This window comes from Nocardiopsis sp. B62 (assembly GCF_018070675.1).
Classification (GTDB): Bacteria; Actinomycetota; Actinomycetes; order Streptosporangiales; family Streptosporangiaceae; genus Nocardiopsis; species Nocardiopsis prasina.
Genome location: NZ_JAGPXK010000002.1, coordinates 88,445 through 107,817 on the forward strand (window position 1 = coordinate 88,445; position 19,373 = coordinate 107,817).

Genomic DNA, 19,373 nt, shown 5'->3' on the forward strand with positions numbered 1-19,373 from the left:
GAGCACCCGCGCGTGAACCTGGGGGATCACCCGATGAGCACACTGGTCACCGGCGCCACCGGACAGGTGGGTCGACGTGTCCTGACCGAACTGCGCAGACGCGGCCTGCCCGCGGCCGGTGCCTCCAGGGACGGTGAGGTGCGGTTGGACTGGACCGACACCACCAGCTGGGAACCGGCGCTGAAGGGGGTGGAGAGTCTCTTCGTGACCGTTCCCATGGCCAGTGGGCTGGCCGACCGGGCGGGGGCCTTCCTGGAGAAGGCCGCCGGGTCCGGGGTCCGAACGGCGGTGCTGACCACCGCGATGGGGACCGAGAACGGCCCGCCCGACTCCGAGCAGCGGGTCCTGGAACGCAGGGTCCGGGAGCTGTTCGACCACTGGACGGTGGTCCGCCCCAACTGGCTGGACCAGGACTTCACCGAGGGCCTTTTCGCCCGGCTGGCGCGCTCGCGCAACGGGCGCCTGGAGCTGCCGCTGCGCAAGCAGGCAGCGGTCAGCTTCGTGGACGCGCGCGACGTCACCAACACCGTCGTCGCGGCGCTCACCGACGACTCCCACCACGGCCGGGAGTACACGCTCACCGGGCCCGCCCCCGTCACTTTCCGCGAGGTCGTGCGGATGACCAAGGGGACCGAGAGCCCCGTGTGGCGGTACAAGAAGCTCGACGAGGCCGGGTTCTACTTCCGGGCCACCAACATGGGTTGGTCGGACCGGTACGTGGACACCCTCAACGAACGGTTCCGGGCCGTGGCCAACGGTCAGGCGGCGGTGGTCACCGGCGACGTCCGCCGCGCCCTGGGCCGTGACCCCGTTCCCATGGCGAAGTTCGTCCGCGAGTCGGTGCACTGACCCGGAAGGGGCGAACGCCCGCCTCCCCGAGCCCGGGAGCCGGAGGCGGGCGTCGTGAGGCCGACGGCCTACTTCAGGAGCTGGCGGGCCATCACCATGCGCTGGATCTGGTTGGTGCCCTCGTAGATCTGGGTGATCTTGGCGTCGCGCATCATGCGCTCCAGCGGGAAGTCCTTCACGTAGCCCGCGCCGCCCAGGAGCTGCACGGCGTCCGTGGTGATCTCCATGGCGGCGTCGGAGGCGTAGCACTTGGCGGCGGCGCCGAAGAAGGCGAGGTCGTCGTCCCCGCGCTCGGACTTGGCGGCGGCCACGTAGACCATCTGCCGGGCGGTCTCCAGCTTCATGGCCATGTCGGCGAGCATGAACTGGATGCCCTGGAACTCGGCGATCGCCTTGCCGAACTGCTCGCGCTCCTTCACGTAGGCCACGGCGTGGTCCAGGGCGCCCTGGGCGATGCCGACGGCCTGAGCGCCGATGGTGACGCGGGTGTGGTCCAGGGTGCGCAGGGCGATCTTGAGGCCCTCGCCCGGGGCGCCGACCATGCGGTCGCCGGGGAGGCGCACGTCGTCGAAGAACAGCTCACGGGTGGGGGAGCCCTTGATGCCGAGCTTGCGCTCGGGCTCGCCGAGGGTCAACCCGGCGTCGTCGGCGTGGACCACGAAGGCGGAGATGTTGCGGCCGCGTTTGCCCTCGGGGTCGGTGACGGCCAGGACGGTGTAGTACTCGCTGACACCGGCGTTGGTGATCCAGGACTTCTGGCCGTTGAGGATCCAGTCGTCGCCCTTGGGGGTGGCCAGGCTGCGCATGGACGCGGTGTCGGAACCGGCCTCGCGCTCGGACAGGCCGTAGGAGAACATCGCCTCGCCGCGCGCCACCGGCGGCAGGTAGCGCTGCTTGACCTCCTCGGAGGCGCCCAGGATCAGCGGCATGGTGCCGAGCTTGTTCACCGCCGGGATGAGTGAGGAGGAGGCGCACACGCGGGCGACCTCCTCGATGATGACGCAGGTCGCGAGCGCGTCAGCGCCCATGCCCTCGTAGTCCTCGGAGATGTGTGCGGCGTGGAAGTCGGTGGCGACCAGGGCGTCCAGCGCGTCCTGCGGGAAGGCGGACTTCTCGTCCACCTCGGCGGCGTGCGGGGCGATCTTGTCCTCGGCCACGGAGCGGACCGCGGCCCGCAGCTCCTCGTGCTCCTCGTTGGTCTTGAACAGGTCGAAGTCGCCCATCACGCTCTCCTCGCTTGGCACCGCGTGCCTGAATATGGCATCCGGTGCCAGGGTAGGAGATGATCGGTGCGAAGTACACAGACGGGGCGGATACCTTGGCGCCGGACGAATCGCCGGGAACGAGCGGGGGAGGTGGGCGTGGCGACGACGCGTGTGTCGACCCGCGAGGCGGTGCTCGCGGCCGTGCGGCTGTTCACCGACGAGGGCTTCGACGGGACCACCATGGACGGCATCGCCGCGGCCACCGGGGTGAGCCGACGCAGCCTCTTCCGCAGGTTCGGCTCCAAGGAGGACCTCCTCTTCGCCGAGCACGACGAACTCTTCGAGACGGTCGTGCGCTACATGGAGGCCTCCCCCGAGGCCCCGACGGCCACGGTGGTCACCGCCGCGCGCCTGGTCTTCCAGGGTTACGTGCGCGACCCCGAGATCACCGTCCCCCGGTACCGGCTGGTGCGCGCCCACCCCAGGCTGCGGGACCGGGAGGTGGCGATGACCGCCAGGTACCAGGCCGCGTTCAGCCGCTACCTGGCCCAGAGCGCGGGGGACGACCGGCCCTCCCTGGAGGTCGAGATGGTCGCCGCCGCCGTCATCGCCGCCCACAACCACGTGCTGCGCGGCTGGCTGCGCGCGCCCGGGGACGCGGGGGTGTGGGACCGCTTCGACGAGGCGATGACCAGGATCGCCGACCTCGCCGCGCCCCTGATCGGCGGCGCCGGAGCGGAGCGGGGCGGCCCGTCCGCGCGGGCCGCGGGCGAGGGGGAGCGCGTCCTGGTGGCGGTCTACCCGAGCGGCACGGACCCCTCCGACCTGCTGCGACGGGTCTCCGAGGCGGTCGAGCGGGACCGGTAGCCCGATCGGGTCCCAGCCACACCCACGCGCGCGTAGGCTGGACGGGGCCGAAAACAGGGCAGCACACGAGGCGGGGCGGCAGCGCAGATGAGCGTGGACACGGCGGGAGCGACCAAGCAGGAGTCCGAGGTCGCCCAGGAGGCGGAGCGGCGGCGGACCTTCGCGGTCATCTCCCACCCCGACGCCGGTAAGTCGACGCTGACCGAGGCGCTGGCGCTGCACGCCGCGGCCATCTCCTCCGCCGGAGCCGTGCACGGCAAGGGCGATCGCAAGGGCGTCACCTCGGACTGGATGGACATGGAGCAGGACCGGGGGATCTCCATCACCTCGGCCGCGCTGCGCATCGACTACGACGACCGCGTCCTCAACCTGCTGGACACCCCCGGCCACGCCGACTTCTCCGAGGACACCTACCGGGTGCTCTCGGCGGTCGACTGCGCGATCATGCTGCTGGACTCGGCCAAGGGCCTGGAGCCGCAGACCCTCAAGCTCTTCGACGTGTGCCGGGCCCGCAAGATGCCGGTCATCACGTTCGTGAACAAGTGGGACCGGCCGGGCCGCGAGCCGCTGGAACTCCTCGACGAGATCGAGCAGCGCATCGGCCTGCGCCCGACCCCGCTGAACTGGCCGGTGGGCATCGCGGGCGACTTCCGCGGCCTGGTCGACCGCACGAGCGGCACGTACACCAAGATGACGCGGACCCCCGGCGGCGCCCAGAAGGCGATCGAGGAGGTCCTGGACTCCGATCGCGCCGCCGAGGTCGAGCTGGACGCCTGGGAGCAGGCCAAGGAGGAGATCGAACTCCTCGAGGCCCTGGGCGCCGACTTCGACCACGAGTCCTTCATGGCGGGCGAGTCCTCCCCGGTGCTGTTCGGCGCCGCGCTGTCCAACTTCGGGGTGGGCCAGCTGCTGGACACCGTCGTGGGCCTGGCCCCCGCACCGTCGGCCAAGGTCGACGACAAGGACCGCACGCGCCGGGTGGAGCAGCCCTTCTCCGGCCAGGTCTTCAAGATGCAGGCCAACATGGACAAGAACCACCGGGACCGGATGGCGTTCGTGCGGGTCAGCTCGGGCCGGTTCGACCGGGGCATGGTGCTCACGCACGCGCCCACCGGCCGCCCCTTCGCCACCAAGTACACCCAGGCGGTGTTCGGCTCGGACCGCTCCACCATCGACACGGCCTTCCCGGGCGACGTGATCGCCCTGGTCAACGCGCACGCGCTGGCGGTGGGGGACACCCTGTTCGACGGCCCCAAGGTCTCCTTCCCGCCGATCCCCAGCTTCGCGCCCGAGCACTTCGTGGTGGCGCGCGCGGTGGACGCGGGCAAGTACAAGCAGTTCCAGCGCGGTATCGCCCAGCTCGACGCCGAGGGCGTGGTGCAGGTGCTCACCTCCGACGTGCGAGGTGAGCAGGCCCCGGTGCTGGCGGCGGTCGGCCCGCTCCAGTTCGACGTGGTCAGGCACCGGATGGAGCAGGAGTTCCGCAGCCCGATCGAGGCCTCACCGTTGGAGTACTCGGTGGCTCGCCGCACGGACGAGGAGTCCGCGCCGACGCTGCACGCGCTGTCCGGGGCCGAGGTCCTGCGGCGCCGTTCGGACGGTGAACTGCTGGTCCTGGTCCACAACAAGTGGCGTCTGCGCGTCATCGAGCGGGACCACCCCTCGCTGTTCATGGAGGCGTTGCTCGCCGGTGGTGTCGACGAGGGCGAGTAGCGCCCGTCACCGGCTGTACACCGCGGGCCGGATTCTCCGGCATTGCGTGAAGTCATTGTTTACCGGCGGTGAATGCCGGTCACCCGTTGTCGGCTCCGGTCACGTTCGGTGTGCCATTCGCCGTGCCCTGTTCGGGGTCGTCGCCCGGCTGTGACGAGAGGGACGAATGCCACGTCCGGGACGCGTGTGAACTCTCGTGCGCGGGGCACATACTCAGGTCCCCGGAGTACCGGGGACGGCACTCGCAGGGTGGCCGCCGCACCGCCTCCGGGCTGCGCAGAGGCCAAGATCACCGAGTCGGGGGTGCCCCGCCTCAGCCCTTGTGATCAGGGCGAAGGTACCCTGAGGGCAGGCCGCTAGGGCGTGTTCGAACACCTGGCCGCACCGAGTTCCGTTCGGGTATGTCCGCATCTGTGAAGGGCGGTCCGAAGAGCGGCTCCGGGTGCGTCCCGCGTGGGGGTTCGGGGCGCCCAGGGGACCGGTTCAGGAGGCCAGGGACGGATGGCGGGAGAACCCCGTCGGCGTCCGTGATGTCTCAGGGCGATCACGGCGTTATCGACGTTCGGCAAAGTCTGTAAATCTTCACTCCACGGTAATTCTGATCACGTCTGGGTATGTGTTGCATGTCACCTGTTCGTGAATCGGTGAAACTTATATGATTTTGCTTAACCGTCGTTTAACAAAACAGAACAATAACGAGTGAACAAGTCGCGGCGGCGGATCGCCTCGCGTCTGACGCACCTCACGTATCCCCCGCCTGGAAAGGTTGACCTCGGGCATGAGCGATGACAAAGAGCGCACGGTGGAGCTCCACTACGAGGGCGGCGTGCTGAAGCTGCCGGTTTTCACCGGTACCGAGGGTGAGAGCACCATCGAGCTGAAGACCCTGCTGGGGTCGACCGGTATGACGACCCTGGACCCTGGGTTCGGCAACACCGCTTCGTGTAGCTCGAAGATCACCTACATCGATGGGGCCGCGGGCATCCTGCGTTACCGCGGGTACCCGATCGAGGACCTCGCCGTACACAGCACCTTCCTCGAGTCCGCCTATCTGGTGATCTACGGCGAGCTGCCGGAGCCCGGCCAGCTCAAGGAGTTCTCCGAGCAGCTGCGCGACAACTCCGACATCCCGGCCGACATGGGCGCGTTCATCGACGCGATGCCCCGTAACGGCCACCCCATGGCACTGATCTCCAGCGCCGTGAACACCCTCGCCGCGTACTACGACGACAGCGTGGACCCGGACGACGAGAACCAGGTCGAGCTCGCCACGATCCGGCTGATGGCCAAGCTGCCGACGATCGCGGCCCGCATCTACCGCAACTCCATCGGCGAGTCGCCGATCGCCCCGGACCCCTCGCTCGACTACGTCGACAACTTCATCCGGATGACCTTCGGCGACGAGGCCCCCACCGGTGAGCTCGGCGAGCTGTTCAACAAGGCCGTCGGCATGCTGCTGGTGCTGCACGCCGACCACGAGCTGAACTGCTCCACGGCCACCGTGCGCGTGGTGGGCTCCTCCAAGGCCGACATCTACGCCAGCGTCGCCTCGGGCATCAACGCCCTGTCCGGCCCCTCCCACGGCGGCGCCAACCAGGCCGTCCTGGAGATGCTGGAGGAGATCCGCGACTCCGGTATCTCCATCGAGGACTTCCTGGAGAAGGTCAAGGCCCGCGAGATGCGTCTCATGGGATTCGGCCACCGGGTCTACAAGAACTTCGACCCGCGCAGCAAGGAGATCAAGGTTCTGGCCAGCCAGATCCTCGACAGCCACGACAACCCCGACGAGCTCTTCGCGCTCGCCCTCAAGCTCGAGGCCGCCGCGCTCCAGGACTCGTACTTCACTGAGCGCAAGCTCTACCCGAACGTCGACTTCTACACCGGCGTCATCTACCGCACCATGGGCTTCCCGAGCAACATGTTCACCGTGTTGTTCGCCATCGGCCGCCTGCCCGGCTGGGTCGCCCACTACCGCGAGCAGCTCAGCGACCCGGCCTTCCGGATCGCCCGCCCGCGTCAGCACTACATCGGCTCCGCCGAGCGCCGCTACCCCGGTCAGGGCTGACCCCGCCGGAGTACCTCGACCGCCCGCCCACGTCACTGACGAGGGCGGGCGTTCGTTTTCCAGGGTCTGTGTGGAGTGCGCGCCGGGCGTCCCAGTTCCAGGTGAGGAACCTCCCTTGCCGTGTATTTTGCGTACTTTCTGTCATCCGTATGCGACGTTAAGGGAAGTGGCAGAGGGTGACCCCGCACACGAGCGGGACCACACGAGGAAGGGGGCCTGGTCATGGTCCGGTACGCGTTGACAGGCGACATACTCGGAGAACTGAGCCGTCACTGGTGGGTCCTGGTCGTACGCGGTGTGGTCGCGGTGGTCTTCGGTCTGCTGGCCCTGGTCTGGCCCGGGGCGAGCCTGCTGGCCCTGGCGATCATCTTCGGTGTCTTCGCGCTGGTGGACGGGGTCGCGCTCGCGTTCACCGCCTACCGCGCCACACCGGGGAGCCGGTTGTCGCTGGGCGTCCAGGCCGGACTGAGCATCGTCCTGGGTCTGCTCGCCCTCACCTGGCCGATGGCCGCGATCATCGCCATCGTCTTCCTGATCGGCGCCTGGGCGATCGTCACCGGTGTCGCTGAGATCGTCACCGCCGTGCGCCTGCGCGCCCACATCAGCTCCGAGTGGCTGCTGATCTTCGTCGGCGCCCTCTCGGTGATCTTCGGTCTCCTGATGTGGTTCTGGCCGTTGGCGGGCGCGGAGGCGATCATGCTGGTCGTCGGTGTGTACGCGATCGTGTTCGGTGTGGTCATGGCGGTCGCGGGCTTCCAGCTGCGCGGCGCCACGGGCGGCGTCCGGTCGACCAGCGAGCAGGACACCGTCGCCACCGCGGACGCCGACACCGACGCGGACCTCGACGGGGCGGGCGGTGCCACGGCCGCCACCGGGGAGGACGCCGAGCGTCCGGTGAGCGCGTTCGACGAGGGGTACGCGGGCGGCTACACCGACGGCTACCGGGGCGAGGGGAGCGACACCGAGCAGGCGCCCGGGGACGACGAGACCGCCTCGCCCCGCTCGGGACGCCACAGGGCCCCGAAGAAGGGCCCGAACGACCCCGGGACCCCGTAGGGCCGGGGAACCGTGGCCCGAGCCCGGAGCCGGGGCCACGGGCGGCTCAGCCGCCGCTGACGAGGAGGGGGCCGCGCCGGTCGACCTGGCTGCCAGGGACGACCAGCGCGGCCTTCTCCTGCTGCCATGCCCGGAAGTGGGGGGACCGCCGGTGCTCCGCCAGCGCGGCCTCGTCCGCGAACACCTCGTACACCCAGAAGGCGTCCGGGTCCCCGGGGTCGCCGACCACGTCGAAGCGCCAACAGCCGGGCTCCTCCCGCAGGGCGTGCGCGGCGTTGCGGGAGATCCCGGCGAGGAAGTCCTCGCGGCGGCCCGGCAGGGCGCGGATCGAGATGACCAGTGCGACGGGGGAAGCGGTCACGTGGGGTCCTTCCTGGCGGGGGGTGGCCTCGAAAAAGCGCTGGACGTCCGGGCAGGGCTGCCCTAACCTGGCGCGCATGTACTTCCAGCAGATCTACGGCTAGGACCCGGCGTCCACGACGCCCCGCGCCGTCCCCTCGGGGGACCGGCGCACCCCAGTCCTACCCGTAGACGATCCTCTGGAGAAGTACCTTGACCCGCCGCCTTCACATCGCCATGGTCGGTGTCCCCGCCGTGAGCCACGTCCTGCCCAGCCTGGAGATCATCCGGGAGCTGGTCGACCGCGGCCACCGGGTCACCTACGCCAACGACCCCGTGGACCGGGTCGGCGAGCTGATCGCCTCGACCGGCGCCGAACTCGTCCGCTTCACCACCACGCTGCCCACCGGCGACGAGGAGTGGTCCGACGACCCCGTCGAGGGGATGGACGTCTTCCTCGACGACGCGATCAACGTGCTGCCCGTTCTGCGGGACGCCTACGACGAGGACCGTCCCGACCTCCTCCTGTACGACATCGGCGGGTACGCCGCCCGGGTCCTGGGCGTCAACTGGGGCGTCCCGACCGTCCAGCTCTCACCCACCTACGTGGCCTGGGCCGACCACGGGGACACCGTCATGGAGTGGCTGCGCGCGCGGCCCGGCGCCACCGAGCACTTCGCGAAGTTCGACGCCTGGCTGGCCGAGAACGGGGTCACGGGGCTGGACCACGCGAGCTTCGCCGGGGCCCCGGACCGGGCCCTGGCCCTGATCCCGCGCGAGATGCAGCCCTTCGCCGACACGGTCTCGGACGCGGTCACTTTCGTGGGCCCGTGCCTGGGCGCGCGCGGGGACCAGGGCACCTGGCGGCGCCCCGAGGGGGCCGAGCGGGTGCTGCTGGTGTCCATGGGGTCGGCCCTGACCCGGCTGCCCGGGTTCTACCGCGAGTGCCTGCGTGCCTTCGGCGACCTGCCGGGCTGGCACGTGGTGCTCCAGGTCGGCCGGTTCGTGGGCATCGACGAGCTGGGCGAGGTCCCCGCCAACGTCGAGGTGCACTCCTGGGTGCCGCAGCTGGACGTCCTCCGCCAGGCGGACGCCTTCGTCACCCACGCGGGGATGGGCGGCTCCAGCGAAGGCCTGTACACGGCCACACCGATGATCGCGGTGCCCCAGGCGACGGACGGGTTCGACAACGCCGACCACCTCGAGGCGGCCGGGGTGGCCCGTCGGATCGACTCGGCGGACGCCACGGCCGAGGTACTGCGCTCGGCCCTGCTGGACCTGACCTCGGACCCGGAGGTGGCCGCGCGCCTGGCGGCGATCAGCGCCCGGCTCCGGGACGGCGGCGCCTCGTACGCGGCCGACCTCATCGAGGCCGAGGCCGCCGAGTAGTCCGGGACGGCGCCCCCACCAACGCGGTGCGCCGCGCCCACTCGGGCACGGCGCACCGCGGTGGCGTTCCACCAGGACTCCGGGCCGCTCCACGACGGCCGTCATCACCAGTCACCAGGAGGAACCACGATGGACCACCTCGTCGTCGTCACCGGCGGCCCGGGTTCGGGCAAGACGACGCTGATCGACCATCTGGCCGGGCTCGGCCACCGGCGCACGGTCGAGGCGGGTCGCGCGATCATCCGCGACCAGCGGGAGATCGACGGACCCGGCCTGGCCTGGCGGGACGACGCCCTCTTCGCCGAGCTGATGCTGGCGTGGGAGATGCGATCCCACCGTGAGGCCGCCGAGCACGACGGGCTGGTCCTGTGCGACCGGGGCGTCCCCGACCTGGTCGGGTACCACCGCCTGCGGGGACTGCCCGTGCCCGCACACCTGTGGGCGGCCACCCGTGCGTTCCGCTACCGGCGCACGGTGTTCGTCGCCCCGCCCTGGCCGGAGATCTTCGCCGGGGACACCGAACGCCACCAGTCGCCGGAGGAGGCCGAACGGACCTTCGAGGCGATGTGCGAGGCCTACCCGGCCTGCGGGTACGAACTGGTCACCCTGCCCCGCGTCCCCGTCGCCGACCGAGCACGCTTCCTCCTGGACCACCTGGACGGCTAGGGCTCAAGGGACATGCCGCGGGCGTTCAGGAGGTCGCTCAGGATGTCGGTGCCCGTGGGGCCCATGCCGTGCAGCCGCAGCAGCTCGGTCTCACTCACCCCGTCCAGCTGTTCCAGATGCGTGTACCCGGCGCGGTTCAGGGCCCTGCGTGCAGGGGCGCCGATACCGGGGAACTCTTCCTCTGTTCTGTCCATGCCGTTGTCGTACCCAGCGGACGGGATACCTGAGATGACATGTGTGTTGCGTTTGTGGCCGCTCGTGGCCGTAAACGCGGGAGTCCCTTGTGGTTCGGAGTGGGCGCGGCCACACTCTTGTCCTAGGTAACGGGAGAAATCGGTGCGGTCCGCGGTCCGCTGGAGGTGTTTCGTCGGGTGGGCAGGGACGCGGATCCCGAGGTGACGCCGATGAGCTGGGAGGTTCTCGACCACGCCATCAACCATGTGCGGGGCGAGGCCGACCGCATCAAGCTCCGTCTCGCGGACCTGGACCAGCACGTGGGACACCGGCTGCTCAGGGACGCCGACCTCGAGGGCGGTACCCGTGAACGCTGGGAGCACGCCGCCGCACACCTCCACAGCCTGTGGACGGTTCACGGAGCCTTCGCGCTCGTGCTGGACCGCGCGAACCTGGTCCGCGAACTCGGCGGCGAGGATCCCCAGAGGGAACTCGCCTTCCTGCTGAGGGGCCAGTCCGTCACCCTGCCGCTGGACCGCGGACCCCTGCTCGAACGCGGTCTGCTCGATCCCGACTCCGAACGCGTCACCATCGCCGAGGCCATCGCGCGGATGTCGGCCGACTACGACAAGGCCACGGAGGTCATCTCGGCGGTGGAGACCGCCTGGGACGTCCTGCACCCCCGGCTCGCGGAGCTGGAGACCATGTGGCAGGAGGTCTGCACCCTCTCGGACCAGGTGGAACTGGGCGAGGACGAACACGAGGGTCTGCGCCGACAGCTTGTCCGGGTGGGGGAGACCGTTCGCCGGGACCCGCTCGTCCTGGTCGTCGAGGCCCGTGTGGACACCTCGTCACTGGACCACCTCCGGGGACTCCTGGCCCGCACCCGTGGCGAACTCCGCGACGCGCTGAGGATGCGCGACTCCTACTCCGAGAGCGTGGCCCGCCTGGTCTCGGCCATCGACGACGTCGAGCAGGCCCTCCGGCGCGCGCGTGCACTGCGGGAACGGGTCGTGGCGAAGATCTCCGAACCCGGGGCCATGGACGTCCCCGACCCGGTTCCGGGGCTGCGCGCCGCCCTGTTGGAGATGGACCTCCTGCGTTCCCGGAGCGACTGGCGGGGTCTGGGCGCCCGTCTGGGCCGGGTCCAGCACGACGTGCACCAGGCCAGCGACGCCGCACAGGAGTGCGAGCGCAACCTCTCGGAGCTCTTCGCGCGCCGGGCCGAGCTTCGCGGCCGTCTGGACGCCTACCGGGCCCGCGCGGTCCGCCTCGGTCTGGCCGAGCACGAACGGCTCTCCGGACTCCACGGCCGCGCGCACTGGAAACTGTGGAAGGCCCCCTGCGACCTGCGAGCGGCCACCAGGGCGCTCTCCGCCTACCAGAGGTCGCTTCTGGAACTTTCGGGAAGCGATTCCCCGGACGACAGAACCAGACCGGGATACGGGGCGTCTGACGGCGAGACTGATGGTGGTGTGACCTAGATGACCATGTGCACTTCCCCCGGCTGCCAGGGCCAGATCGAGGACGGCTTCTGCGTGGTGTGCGGACTGGCCCCGGTGGGCGTACGTCCTCCCTCCCCGACCCCAACGGCGCCGCGTCCGCCGGTGTCCGGACCGCGGCGCGCGGCCGTCCGGAACCAGGACCCCGTCGACGAGCGGACCCAGCCCTCCTACGCGCCCCACCGGGCCCCCGGTCGGCGGTGGTCCGTCGGCGGCTCCGACGCGTCGTCCGTCCCCTCCTCGGGTGCCTCCTCGGGAGGTTCCACACGGGACTCCGACGGCGACGACGCGGCCGTGCACTCCCACCCGATCAGCTCGGGGAACATCCGCCTGTCCGGCCGGTCCGGACCGAGCAGCGGCTCCGGGACCATCGGTACCTCGCCCAGCGGGAGCGGCGGATCCGGCCGCGGCGCCCGGCGCGGCATGCTCGGCCTCGGCCTGCTCCAGGTCCCCCTGGTCCCGGCCCACAACCCCTCCGACGCGATCATGACCAACCCGGTCGTGTCGGAGAAGAACCGGTTCTGCGGCAACTGCTCCGAGAAGGTCGGCCGGTCGCGCGGTGAACAGCCGGGCCGCACCGAGGGGTTCTGCCGTCAGTGCGGAACCCAGTTCTCCTTCACCCCCAAGCTGGTCGAGGGCGACGTGGTGGGCGGCCAGTACCAGGTGCTCGGCTGCCTGGCCCACGGCGGCCTCGGGTGGATCTACCTGGCCCGTGACCTCAACGTCAACAACCGCTGGGTGGTCCTCAAGGGCCTGCTCAACGCCGGTGACGCCGAGGCGCACAAGGCGGCCGCGGCGGAGCGCGCGTTCCTCTCCGAGGTCGAGCACCCCAACATCGTCAAGATCATCAACTTCTCCCAGCACCCGGATCCGCGCACCGGAATCCCGGGCGGCCACATCGTCATGGAGTACGTGGGCGGCAAGTCCCTGCGGGAACTGCTGGTCGAACGCCGGGCGAACGGCTCGGCCGAGGAGGTCCTCCCCCTCGGCCAGGTGATCGCCTACGGCCTGGAGTGCCTGCGCGCCCTGGGCTACCTGCACTCCAGGGGCCTGCTCTACTGCGACTTCAAGCCGGACAACGTCATCCAGAGCGAGGAGCTGATCAAGCTCATCGACCTCGGTGGCGTCCGGCGCATGGACGACACGCTCAGCCCCGTCTACACGACCCCCGGCTACCGGGTGCCCGAGGGCGAGCTGCGCGGACCGGGCCCCACGGTGAGCGCCGACCTCTACTCGGTCGGCCGGGCCCTGGCCGTGCTCAGCTTCCACTTCAGCTTCATGCGCCAGCACCCGCACAGCATCCCCGACCGGCACGAGGTGCCCCTGCTCCAGCGGTTCGAGTCCTACGACCGCTTCCTGCGCCGGGCCACCAACATCGACCTGGAGGCCCGCTTCCACGACGCCGGGGACATGGCCGACCAGCTCACCGGGGTGCTCCGCGAGGTCCTGTCCGACATCGAGGGCACCCCGCACCCGGCGGCATCGGTGCTCTTCGGCGGTGAGAGCTTCACCCTGGTCTCCGACGTGGGGACGCACAACGCCGACCGCATGCTGAGTCCGCCACCGCCCACCGAGTCCGCGGGGATGCTGCCCGCCCCGCTCATCGACCCGTCCGACCCAGCGGCCCAGCTCCTGCGCAGCTTCGGCGGCATGTCCCCGGCCGAACTCATCCCGACCCTGCGAGCGGCCCAGACGCCGTCCCCCGAGACCCTCCTGATGCTCGCCCGGGCCCTGATCACGGTCGGCAGGCACGGCGAGGCCCTGGACGCCCTCCAGCAGTTCAGCACCGCGATCCCCGGTGACTGGCGGACGATGTGGTACCTCGCCGTCGCCGAGCTGAGTTCCGGCAGTTTCGAGGGAGCCCGGGGGCACTTCGACGAGCTCTTCGACCACCTCCCCGGGGAGGTGGCGCCCAAGCTCGGTCTGGCGCTGGCCTGTGAGCGGACCGGGGACCTGGAGACGGCCGCCCGCCAGTACTCCACGGTGTGGTCCACCGACCACTCGTACGTGAGCGCGGCCTTCGGACTGGCCAGGGTCAGGCTGGCCCAGGGCGACCGGGCCGCGGCCATCCGGGTCCTGGACGCCGTACCCGAGCTGTCCAGCCTGTACGTCCACGCCCAGACCGCGCTGATCGCCGCGCTCGCCACCGGCGCCACCGACGGCGCCGACCACGTGCGCGCGGGGGAACGACTCGACCGGATCGGGCTGGACAGCGAGTCCGCCGACCGGCTCGCCACCCGTGTCCTCGAAGCGGCCCTGGGCTGGCTGCGGGCGGGCGGCGCGGCCCCGGCCGGCCAGCGGCTCCTCGGTGGGGAGTTCACCGAGGAGGGCGTCCGAGCCAACCTGGAGCGCCGGTACCGGGCCCTGGCCCACCGCTCCAGCCGGACGCCGGAACGCCACGAGCTCATCGACAGGGCGAACTCCCTCCGCCCCGTGACACTGCTGTGAGAAGTGAAGGAACGGCGATGACCGAGGTACGGACCTGCCCTGCCTGCGCCGAAACGGTGTCGAAGGGCGACCTCTACTGTGAGGGCTGCGGCCGTACCCTCCCGGTGGACGCGCGCTCCGGGGTGGGGAAGGGCGGCCCGCCCGACCGCGTCCCCACCACGCCACAGGCGAGCATGACCGGGACCTTCCGCAGGGTCGTGTCCGCGGAGGACGAGACGGTGACGGTCGAACGCCCCGGGCTGGTCCCGGCCGAGGGCGCCCCCACCGCGCCCCAGGTGAGCCTGCAAGGCGCCGTCGACGACGTGTCCGCCGCGCCCGCCGTCTCCGCGTCGGGCCCCACTGTGTCGGCCGCCTCCGCCGCGTCCGCCACGTCCGCCGCGTCCGCCACGTCCGCCGCGCCCGTCTCGTCCGCCGCGCCCGTCTCGTCCAGCGCAGACGAGGCGCCGGGGTCGGACTGGGACGACGTCGACTCCCAGGCCACCCAGCCGGTGCGCCGGGACCCCGCCCCCGCCGAGCCGTCACCGTCGCCGAGCGTGGTCCCCGACTGGCCGCCGCCCGCCGTGGGCAGTGAACCGGTCTCGGTGGACGACCCCGACCTGTGCGTGTGGTGCCCCGGACGGGTCGCGGACGGGTACTGCGAGAAGTGCGGCTTCCTCCAACCCACCGGCCGGGACCACGTCGAGGTGCGCACCCCGCGAGCCTTCGGCGTCAGCGACCGCGGCCTGCGGCACAGACGCAACGAGGACGCCATGGCCGTCCGGGTCGTCGAGGACGACGCGCCGCACGCCGCCGGGACCGTCGTGGCCGTCGTCTGCGACGGGGTGTCCAGCTCCCCCCGCTCCGACGAGGCCTCCCGGGTCACCGCCGAGACAGGCGCGACCGTGCTCGCCGAACGCGTGCGACGGGGCGCGGACCCGCGCGAGGCCACCGCCACCGCGATGACCCGCGCGGCCGAGGCGGTGGCCGCGATCGCCGACTCACCCAGTTCCGCCCCGGCCTGCACCTTCGTGTCCGCGGTGGTGGACCCGGTCAGCGGCGCCGTCACGGTCGGCTGGGTCGGTGACAGCCGCGCCTACTGGATCTCCGGTGGTCCGGCCTCCAGCGCCTCCGCCCTGCTCACCCGGGACGACTCCTGGAGTGAGGCGATGGTGCAGATGGGCGCCCTCTCCCGGGAGGAGGCCATGCGCTCGGCCAACGCCCATGCGCTCATCGCCTGGATGGGAGCGGACTCGGGGGAGATCGACGCGCACATCTCCACCGTCACTCCGACCGGGCCCGGGGCCGTCCTGCTGTGCAGCGACGGCCTGTGGAACTACTACCCCGAGGCCCGGGACCTGACCGAGGCGGTGCCGGGGGCGTCGAGCGCACCGTGGGAGGCCTCCCGCACCTACGTCAGCCTCGCGCTGCGGGCCGGTGGCAAGGACAACATCACCGTCGTCGTCGTTCCCGTGCCCACCGACCAAGGGGGTCCCCGTGCCGGACAGGTCTGACCGCTCCGCCGAGCCCGAGTTCCGCGTCGAGATCGACCAGAACCCGTACCTGCCGCTGGGCGGGACGGAGGTGCACGCCGTGGTGAGCGTGACCTCGAACAGCCCCGTGCTGGTGGGTTCGTCGGTGCGGGCCTCGGAGGTGATCATCGTCGACACCTCCGGCTCGATGTACGGGGAGAAGATCAACGCGGCCAAGCGGGCGGCCCGCGCGGCCATCGAGACCCTGCGCGACGGGGTCCGCTTCGCCGTCGTGGCCGGGCACCGCGAGGCCGAGATGGTCTTCCCCGAGTCCGCCCGCCTGGTGGAGGTGGACGCCTCGACCCGGGCCGCGGCCCTCGAGGCAGTGGGACGGCTCCGCGCCGACGGCGGCACGCGCATGGGGAACTGGCTGCTCAGGGCGGCCGAGCTCTTCGACACCGCGGGCGACGGCATCCGGCACGCCATCCTGCTCACCGACGGTCAGAACAACGAGATGTCCGAGGTCTTCGAGAGGGTGCTCCAACGGCTCGAGGGCAGCTTCGTGTGCGACTGCCGGGGCGTGGGCACCGACTGGAAGGTGGAGGAGTTGCGCCGTATCGACGCCGCGCTGCTCGGCGGCGGCCCCGGCATCGTCGCCGACCCCGCCGATCTGGAGGCGGACTTCCGGGCGATGGCCCAGGCCTCCATGGGGAAGGCGGTGGCCGACGTGGCGCTGCGCCTGTGGACCCCGCAGAACGCCGTGGTGCGCTACGTCAAGCAGGTGGCGCCCACCGTCCGGGACCTCACCCACCGGGCCGTGGAGCGGGTCGCCCAGGCCGGGGACTACCCCACCGGTTCCTGGGGGACGGAGAGCCGCGACTACCACGTGTGCGTGGAGGTGCGGCCGGGCGACCCGGGCCGCCAGCTGCGCGCGGGCTGGGTCCGGGTGGTGCTGCCCGGAGAGGGCGACGCCCAGGACCAGGTCCTCGCCTCCGGGAACATTCTCACCGAATGGACGTCGGACGAGGACAGGGCCACCGAGATCAACCCCCGGGTGGCCCACTACACGGGCCAGGTCGAACTGGCCCAGGCGATCCAGGACGGGCTCGACGCCCGTCGCGAGGGGGACGACGCGACCGCCACCACCAGGCTCGGCCGGGCCGTCGCGCTCGCACACGAGTCGGGCAACGAGGAGACCGCGAGGCTCCTCGACCGCGTCGTCGACGTCGTCGACGCGGCCACCGGAACCGTGCGGCTCAGGACCAGCGTCGACAAGGTCGACGAGATGACCCTCGACACCAACTCGACCCGGACCGTACGGACGCGCCCCCACCCGGGTGGACCGGCACCCGGCGGCGCCCCCGGATCCGGGTAGGAGGGACCATGCCGAGCTGCCCGTCGGGGCACCACTCCACGGCCAACGACTTCTGTGACGTCTGCGGACTGCGTCTTCAGGCCCTGTCGGTACCGCCCCCCACTCACCCCCCGAGCGCGACCCCGCCCAACCCCCACCGGGCGCCCCCCAGACCCCGACCGGCGACCCGGGGCGGCCCCTGCCCGGAGTGCGGCACGTCCCGGGCGGGCCGCTTCTGTGAGGAGTGCGGCCACGACTTCGCCTTCGCCTCCCAGTCCGGGAGCCACCAGCGGCAGCCCTCCACGCCGCACAGCCCACCCATGGGCGCGCTGTGGCGCGCCGTCGTCGCGGCCGATCCCGCCTACTACCAGTACATGGTCAACCAGGGCATGCTCGACCCGAGCCGGATCAACTTCCCCTCCGGGGGCAAGCCGCGCCGGGTGAGTCTCCAGGGCGACCGTGTGCACGTCGGACGTCGCAGCCAGTCCAGGGGGTTCACCCCGGAGATCGACCTGGGCGGGCCCGGGGGAGACCCGGCCATCTCCCACATCCACGCGGTCCTGCTGGCCCGCCCCGGTGACACCTGGTCGCTCCTCGACCCCGGGTCGACCAACGGGACCACCATCAACGGGACGGCCAACCCCATCCCCCACAACGTGGAGGTTCCCCTGAATGACAGTGACCGGATCTACGTCGGCGCATGGACCGTCATCATCATCCAGAAGGGGTGAACCCCGTTGATGCCCCCCGACCCCGGCCGTCCGGCCAGGCGCCCGGAGAGCGGCGCCCCCACACCGCCGTCGGCCGTGCCCGGACGACGCCTCCGCACCTGGTGGCCGCGCGTGCGGGCGTCGACGAGGTCCACGCCCGCCCGGGTGTGGACCCTGACCCTGCTGTGCGTGCTGGCCGTCGCGGGCCTGTTCGGTTCCGCGTCGGTGACGCTCAACCAGGCCCGTGGCGGCCTGGAGGTCCTGGACGAGGGCGCTGGGCGGCAGGCCATGAACACCACCGACCTCTACCTGAACCTGGCGGCGATGGACGCCAGCGTGGCGGACGTCCTGCTCATGGGCACCGACCACGACCTCGGGTCCGGGCGCGAGGCGGCCATGGACCGCTACGTCACCAGCCGTCGGGAGGCCAACGAGGCCCTGCTCCAGGTGGCGTCGCTGACCACCCAGGACGGTGACGCTCAGGAGAACGCGCGGGAGAACGTGCAGGCGCTCATGGACGGGATGGGCGCCTACGAGCAGGAGGTCGGCAGGGCGCTCCTGATCAACGGGGACGCGCAGGCGCCCCCGGGGGAGGTGGACGCCGACGCGCTCGCCGAGTACAGCAGCGCCACCCAGCGGATGCACACCGAACTGCTGCCCAAGGCCTTCAACCTGGGGTTGGAGTCCTCGGCGATCGTGCGGCAGAGCCACGAGGACGGCCGCGGCGCGGTGACGGGCGGGCGCGTGGTGGTCGCCGTCGTGGGAGTGGTGACGGTGGCGTCCCTCCTCGCCCTCCAGCTCTACCTGCGGGTGCGCTTCCGCCGCCGCTTCAACGCCCCGCTGCTGGTGGCCACGGCCGGGGCGGTGGTGCTGTCCGTCGGCGCAGTCCTGGCGCTGAGCGTCAGCGCGGCCCACGAGCACCGCGCCAAGAACGACGGGATGGACGCCGCCATGGCGCTGTCCCGGGCCAAGGCCATCGCCACCGACATGCAGGCCGACCAGAGCCGGTTCCTGATCGACGACGACCACGCCGACACGTACCGGCAGGTGTACCTGGAACGGGCCCAGCAGGTGCTCTTCCGCCCGGTCAGCACGCTGCCGGACTACTACGAGGCGGTCGGGCAGATCCCGGGCGCCTACCCGCAACTGCCGGGGTCCGGGGTACCCGACGAGGAGGACCCGGGCACCCTCGGCTACCTGGGGGAGGACGCCCAGCGGGCGCTGCTGGAGGACGATGACGCGGAGAACGCCCTGGAGGAGGTGCTCTCCACCTTCGTCGCGCTCCAGGAGGCGGACGAGAGCCTGCGTGAGGCCGTCGCCGACGGTGACACGGCGCGGGCCATCGACATCCGCATGCGGGTGGCCGACACCGAGAACGGGCTGTTCCGCCAGCACACGGACGCGCTGGACGTGCTGGTCAGCGCGCACACGAACGAGTTCGACGCGGGCATCCGCGACGGCGGGTCGGCGCTGTCCCCATGGGCACTGGGGCTGCCTGTCGGCTCCCTCGCGCTCTTCGCCCTGGTCGTGGCGGGGGTCCGCCCCCGATTGGCCGAGTACCGGTGAGCGCGGCGGGCGCCGGTTCGTC

The 19,373-nt window shown here is 71.3% G+C and carries 16 protein-coding genes; 13 read left to right on the top strand and 3 right to left on the bottom strand.

Annotated elements, in window-relative coordinates; all coding sequences use genetic code 11:
- Positions 1-33: 33 nt before the first annotated feature.
- On the top strand, positions 34-849 hold the full coding sequence (locus KBX21_RS02445; protein WP_210840879.1) for an NAD(P)H-binding protein: 816 nt from the start codon (positions 34-36) through the stop codon (positions 847-849).
- Positions 850-917: 68 nt separating this feature from the next.
- Here the strand turns inward: KBX21_RS02445 and KBX21_RS02450 are convergent, their stop codons facing one another.
- Complete coding sequence (locus KBX21_RS02450; RefSeq protein ID WP_049578402.1) at positions 918-2,072, bottom strand: acyl-CoA dehydrogenase family protein; 1,155 nt, start codon at positions 2,070-2,072, stop codon at positions 918-920.
- 132 nt (positions 2,073-2,204) lie between these two features.
- Here KBX21_RS02450 and KBX21_RS02455 point away from each other — a divergent pair, with 132 nt between their 5' ends.
- From KBX21_RS02455 to KBX21_RS02470, 4 genes are all read left to right on the top strand, one after another.
- Positions 2,205-2,921 (top strand): TetR/AcrR family transcriptional regulator, encoded by a 717-nt coding sequence (locus KBX21_RS02455; RefSeq protein ID WP_210841017.1) that lies wholly within the window; start codon positions 2,205-2,207, stop codon positions 2,919-2,921.
- A gap of 87 nt (positions 2,922-3,008) precedes the next feature.
- Positions 3,009-4,634 carry a peptide chain release factor 3 gene (locus KBX21_RS02460; protein WP_049578397.1) on the top strand — a complete coding sequence of 542 codons (1,626 nt, stop codon included), beginning with the start codon at positions 3,009-3,011 and terminating at the stop codon, positions 4,632-4,634.
- A gap of 778 nt (positions 4,635-5,412) precedes the next feature.
- Entirely contained in the window at positions 5,413-6,699 is a 1,287-nt protein-coding gene (locus tag KBX21_RS02465) for a citrate synthase (protein ID WP_049578394.1), read from the top strand.
- Positions 6,700-6,921: 222 nt separating this feature from the next.
- Positions 6,922-7,755: an HdeD family acid-resistance protein gene (locus KBX21_RS02470; RefSeq protein ID WP_210840880.1), complete on the top strand. Its 834-nt coding sequence runs from the start codon at positions 6,922-6,924 to the stop codon at positions 7,753-7,755.
- 46 nt (positions 7,756-7,801) lie between these two features.
- On the opposite strand, the gene KBX21_RS02475 is transcribed toward KBX21_RS02470, so the two are convergent.
- Positions 7,802-8,116 carry a putative quinol monooxygenase gene (locus tag KBX21_RS02475; RefSeq protein ID WP_049578390.1) on the bottom strand — a complete coding sequence of 105 codons (315 nt, stop codon included), beginning with the start codon at positions 8,114-8,116 and terminating at the stop codon, positions 7,802-7,804.
- Between the two features lie 215 nt (positions 8,117-8,331).
- On the opposite strand from KBX21_RS02475, the gene KBX21_RS02480 reads away from it, so the two are divergent.
- Both KBX21_RS02480 and KBX21_RS02485 read left to right on the top strand, forming a co-directional pair.
- Complete coding sequence (locus KBX21_RS02480) at positions 8,332-9,483, top strand: macrolide family glycosyltransferase (protein WP_210841018.1); 1,152 nt, start codon at positions 8,332-8,334, stop codon at positions 9,481-9,483.
- 129 nt (positions 9,484-9,612) lie between these two features.
- Positions 9,613-10,149 (top strand): AAA family ATPase, encoded by a 537-nt coding sequence (locus tag KBX21_RS02485; protein WP_210840881.1) that lies wholly within the window; start codon positions 9,613-9,615, stop codon positions 10,147-10,149.
- Here the strand turns inward: KBX21_RS02485 and KBX21_RS02490 are convergent.
- The gene (locus tag KBX21_RS02490) at positions 10,146-10,343 is read right to left on the bottom strand and encodes a hypothetical protein (RefSeq protein ID WP_049578385.1); all 198 of its coding nucleotides are present in this window, start codon (positions 10,341-10,343) and stop codon (positions 10,146-10,148) included. The genes KBX21_RS02485 and KBX21_RS02490 overlap by 4 nt on opposite strands.
- 210 nt (positions 10,344-10,553) lie before the next feature.
- Between KBX21_RS02490 and KBX21_RS02495 the strand changes: the two genes are divergently transcribed.
- The 6 genes from KBX21_RS02495 to KBX21_RS02520 are packed head-to-tail and all read left to right on the top strand — an operon-like array spanning position 10,554 to position 19,351.
- Entirely contained in the window at positions 10,554-11,807 is a 1,254-nt protein-coding gene (locus tag KBX21_RS02495; protein WP_210840882.1) for a hypothetical protein, read from the top strand.
- Positions 11,808-14,273: a serine/threonine-protein kinase gene (locus KBX21_RS02500; protein ID WP_210840883.1), complete on the top strand. Its 2,466-nt coding sequence runs from the start codon at positions 11,808-11,810 to the stop codon at positions 14,271-14,273. It begins immediately after the preceding gene.
- A 17-nt stretch (positions 14,274-14,290) separates the two neighbouring features.
- Positions 14,291-15,763 (top strand): PP2C family serine/threonine-protein phosphatase, encoded by a 1,473-nt coding sequence (locus KBX21_RS02505; RefSeq protein WP_210840884.1) that lies wholly within the window; start codon positions 14,291-14,293, stop codon positions 15,761-15,763.
- Positions 15,747-17,096 carry a VWA domain-containing protein gene (locus tag KBX21_RS02510; protein ID WP_210840885.1) on the top strand — a complete coding sequence of 450 codons (1,350 nt, stop codon included), beginning with the start codon at positions 15,747-15,749 and terminating at the stop codon, positions 17,094-17,096. Before KBX21_RS02505 ends, KBX21_RS02510 begins: the two co-directional genes overlap by 17 nt.
- Before the next feature lie 8 nt (positions 17,097-17,104).
- On the top strand, positions 17,105-17,806 hold the full coding sequence (locus tag KBX21_RS02515; protein WP_210840886.1) for an FHA domain-containing protein: 702 nt from the start codon (positions 17,105-17,107) through the stop codon (positions 17,804-17,806).
- Positions 17,807-17,815: 9 nt separating this feature from the next.
- Complete coding sequence (locus KBX21_RS02520) at positions 17,816-19,351, top strand: hypothetical protein (protein ID WP_247665121.1); 1,536 nt, start codon at positions 17,816-17,818, stop codon at positions 19,349-19,351.
- Positions 19,352-19,373 lie beyond the last annotated feature (22 nt).

Coding starts and splice junctions, on each gene's coding strand:
- KBX21_RS02445 (WP_210840879.1), top strand. CDS start 34: ATGAGCACACTGGTCACCGGCGCCACCGGACAGGTGGGTCGACGTGTC.
- KBX21_RS02500 (WP_210840883.1), top strand. CDS start 11,808: ATGACCATGTGCACTTCCCCCGGCTGCCAGGGCCAGATCGAGGACGGC.
- KBX21_RS02485 (WP_210840881.1), top strand. CDS start 9,613: ATGGACCACCTCGTCGTCGTCACCGGCGGCCCGGGTTCGGGCAAGACG.
- KBX21_RS02505 (WP_210840884.1), top strand. CDS start 14,291: ATGACCGAGGTACGGACCTGCCCTGCCTGCGCCGAAACGGTGTCGAAG.
- KBX21_RS02490 (WP_049578385.1), bottom strand. CDS start 10,343: ATGGACAGAACAGAGGAAGAGTTCCCCGGTATCGGCGCCCCTGCACGC.
- KBX21_RS02470 (WP_210840880.1), top strand. CDS start 6,922: ATGGTCCGGTACGCGTTGACAGGCGACATACTCGGAGAACTGAGCCGT.
- KBX21_RS02515 (WP_210840886.1), top strand. CDS start 17,105: ATGCCGAGCTGCCCGTCGGGGCACCACTCCACGGCCAACGACTTCTGT.
- KBX21_RS02495 (WP_210840882.1), top strand. CDS start 10,554: ATGAGCTGGGAGGTTCTCGACCACGCCATCAACCATGTGCGGGGCGAG.
- KBX21_RS02450 (WP_049578402.1), bottom strand. CDS start 2,072: ATGGGCGACTTCGACCTGTTCAAGACCAACGAGGAGCACGAGGAGCTG.
- KBX21_RS02480 (WP_210841018.1), top strand. CDS start 8,332: ATGGTCGGTGTCCCCGCCGTGAGCCACGTCCTGCCCAGCCTGGAGATC.
- KBX21_RS02465 (WP_049578394.1), top strand. CDS start 5,413: ATGAGCGATGACAAAGAGCGCACGGTGGAGCTCCACTACGAGGGCGGC.
- KBX21_RS02520 (WP_247665121.1), top strand. CDS start 17,816: ATGCCCCCCGACCCCGGCCGTCCGGCCAGGCGCCCGGAGAGCGGCGCC.
- KBX21_RS02460 (WP_049578397.1), top strand. CDS start 3,009: ATGAGCGTGGACACGGCGGGAGCGACCAAGCAGGAGTCCGAGGTCGCC.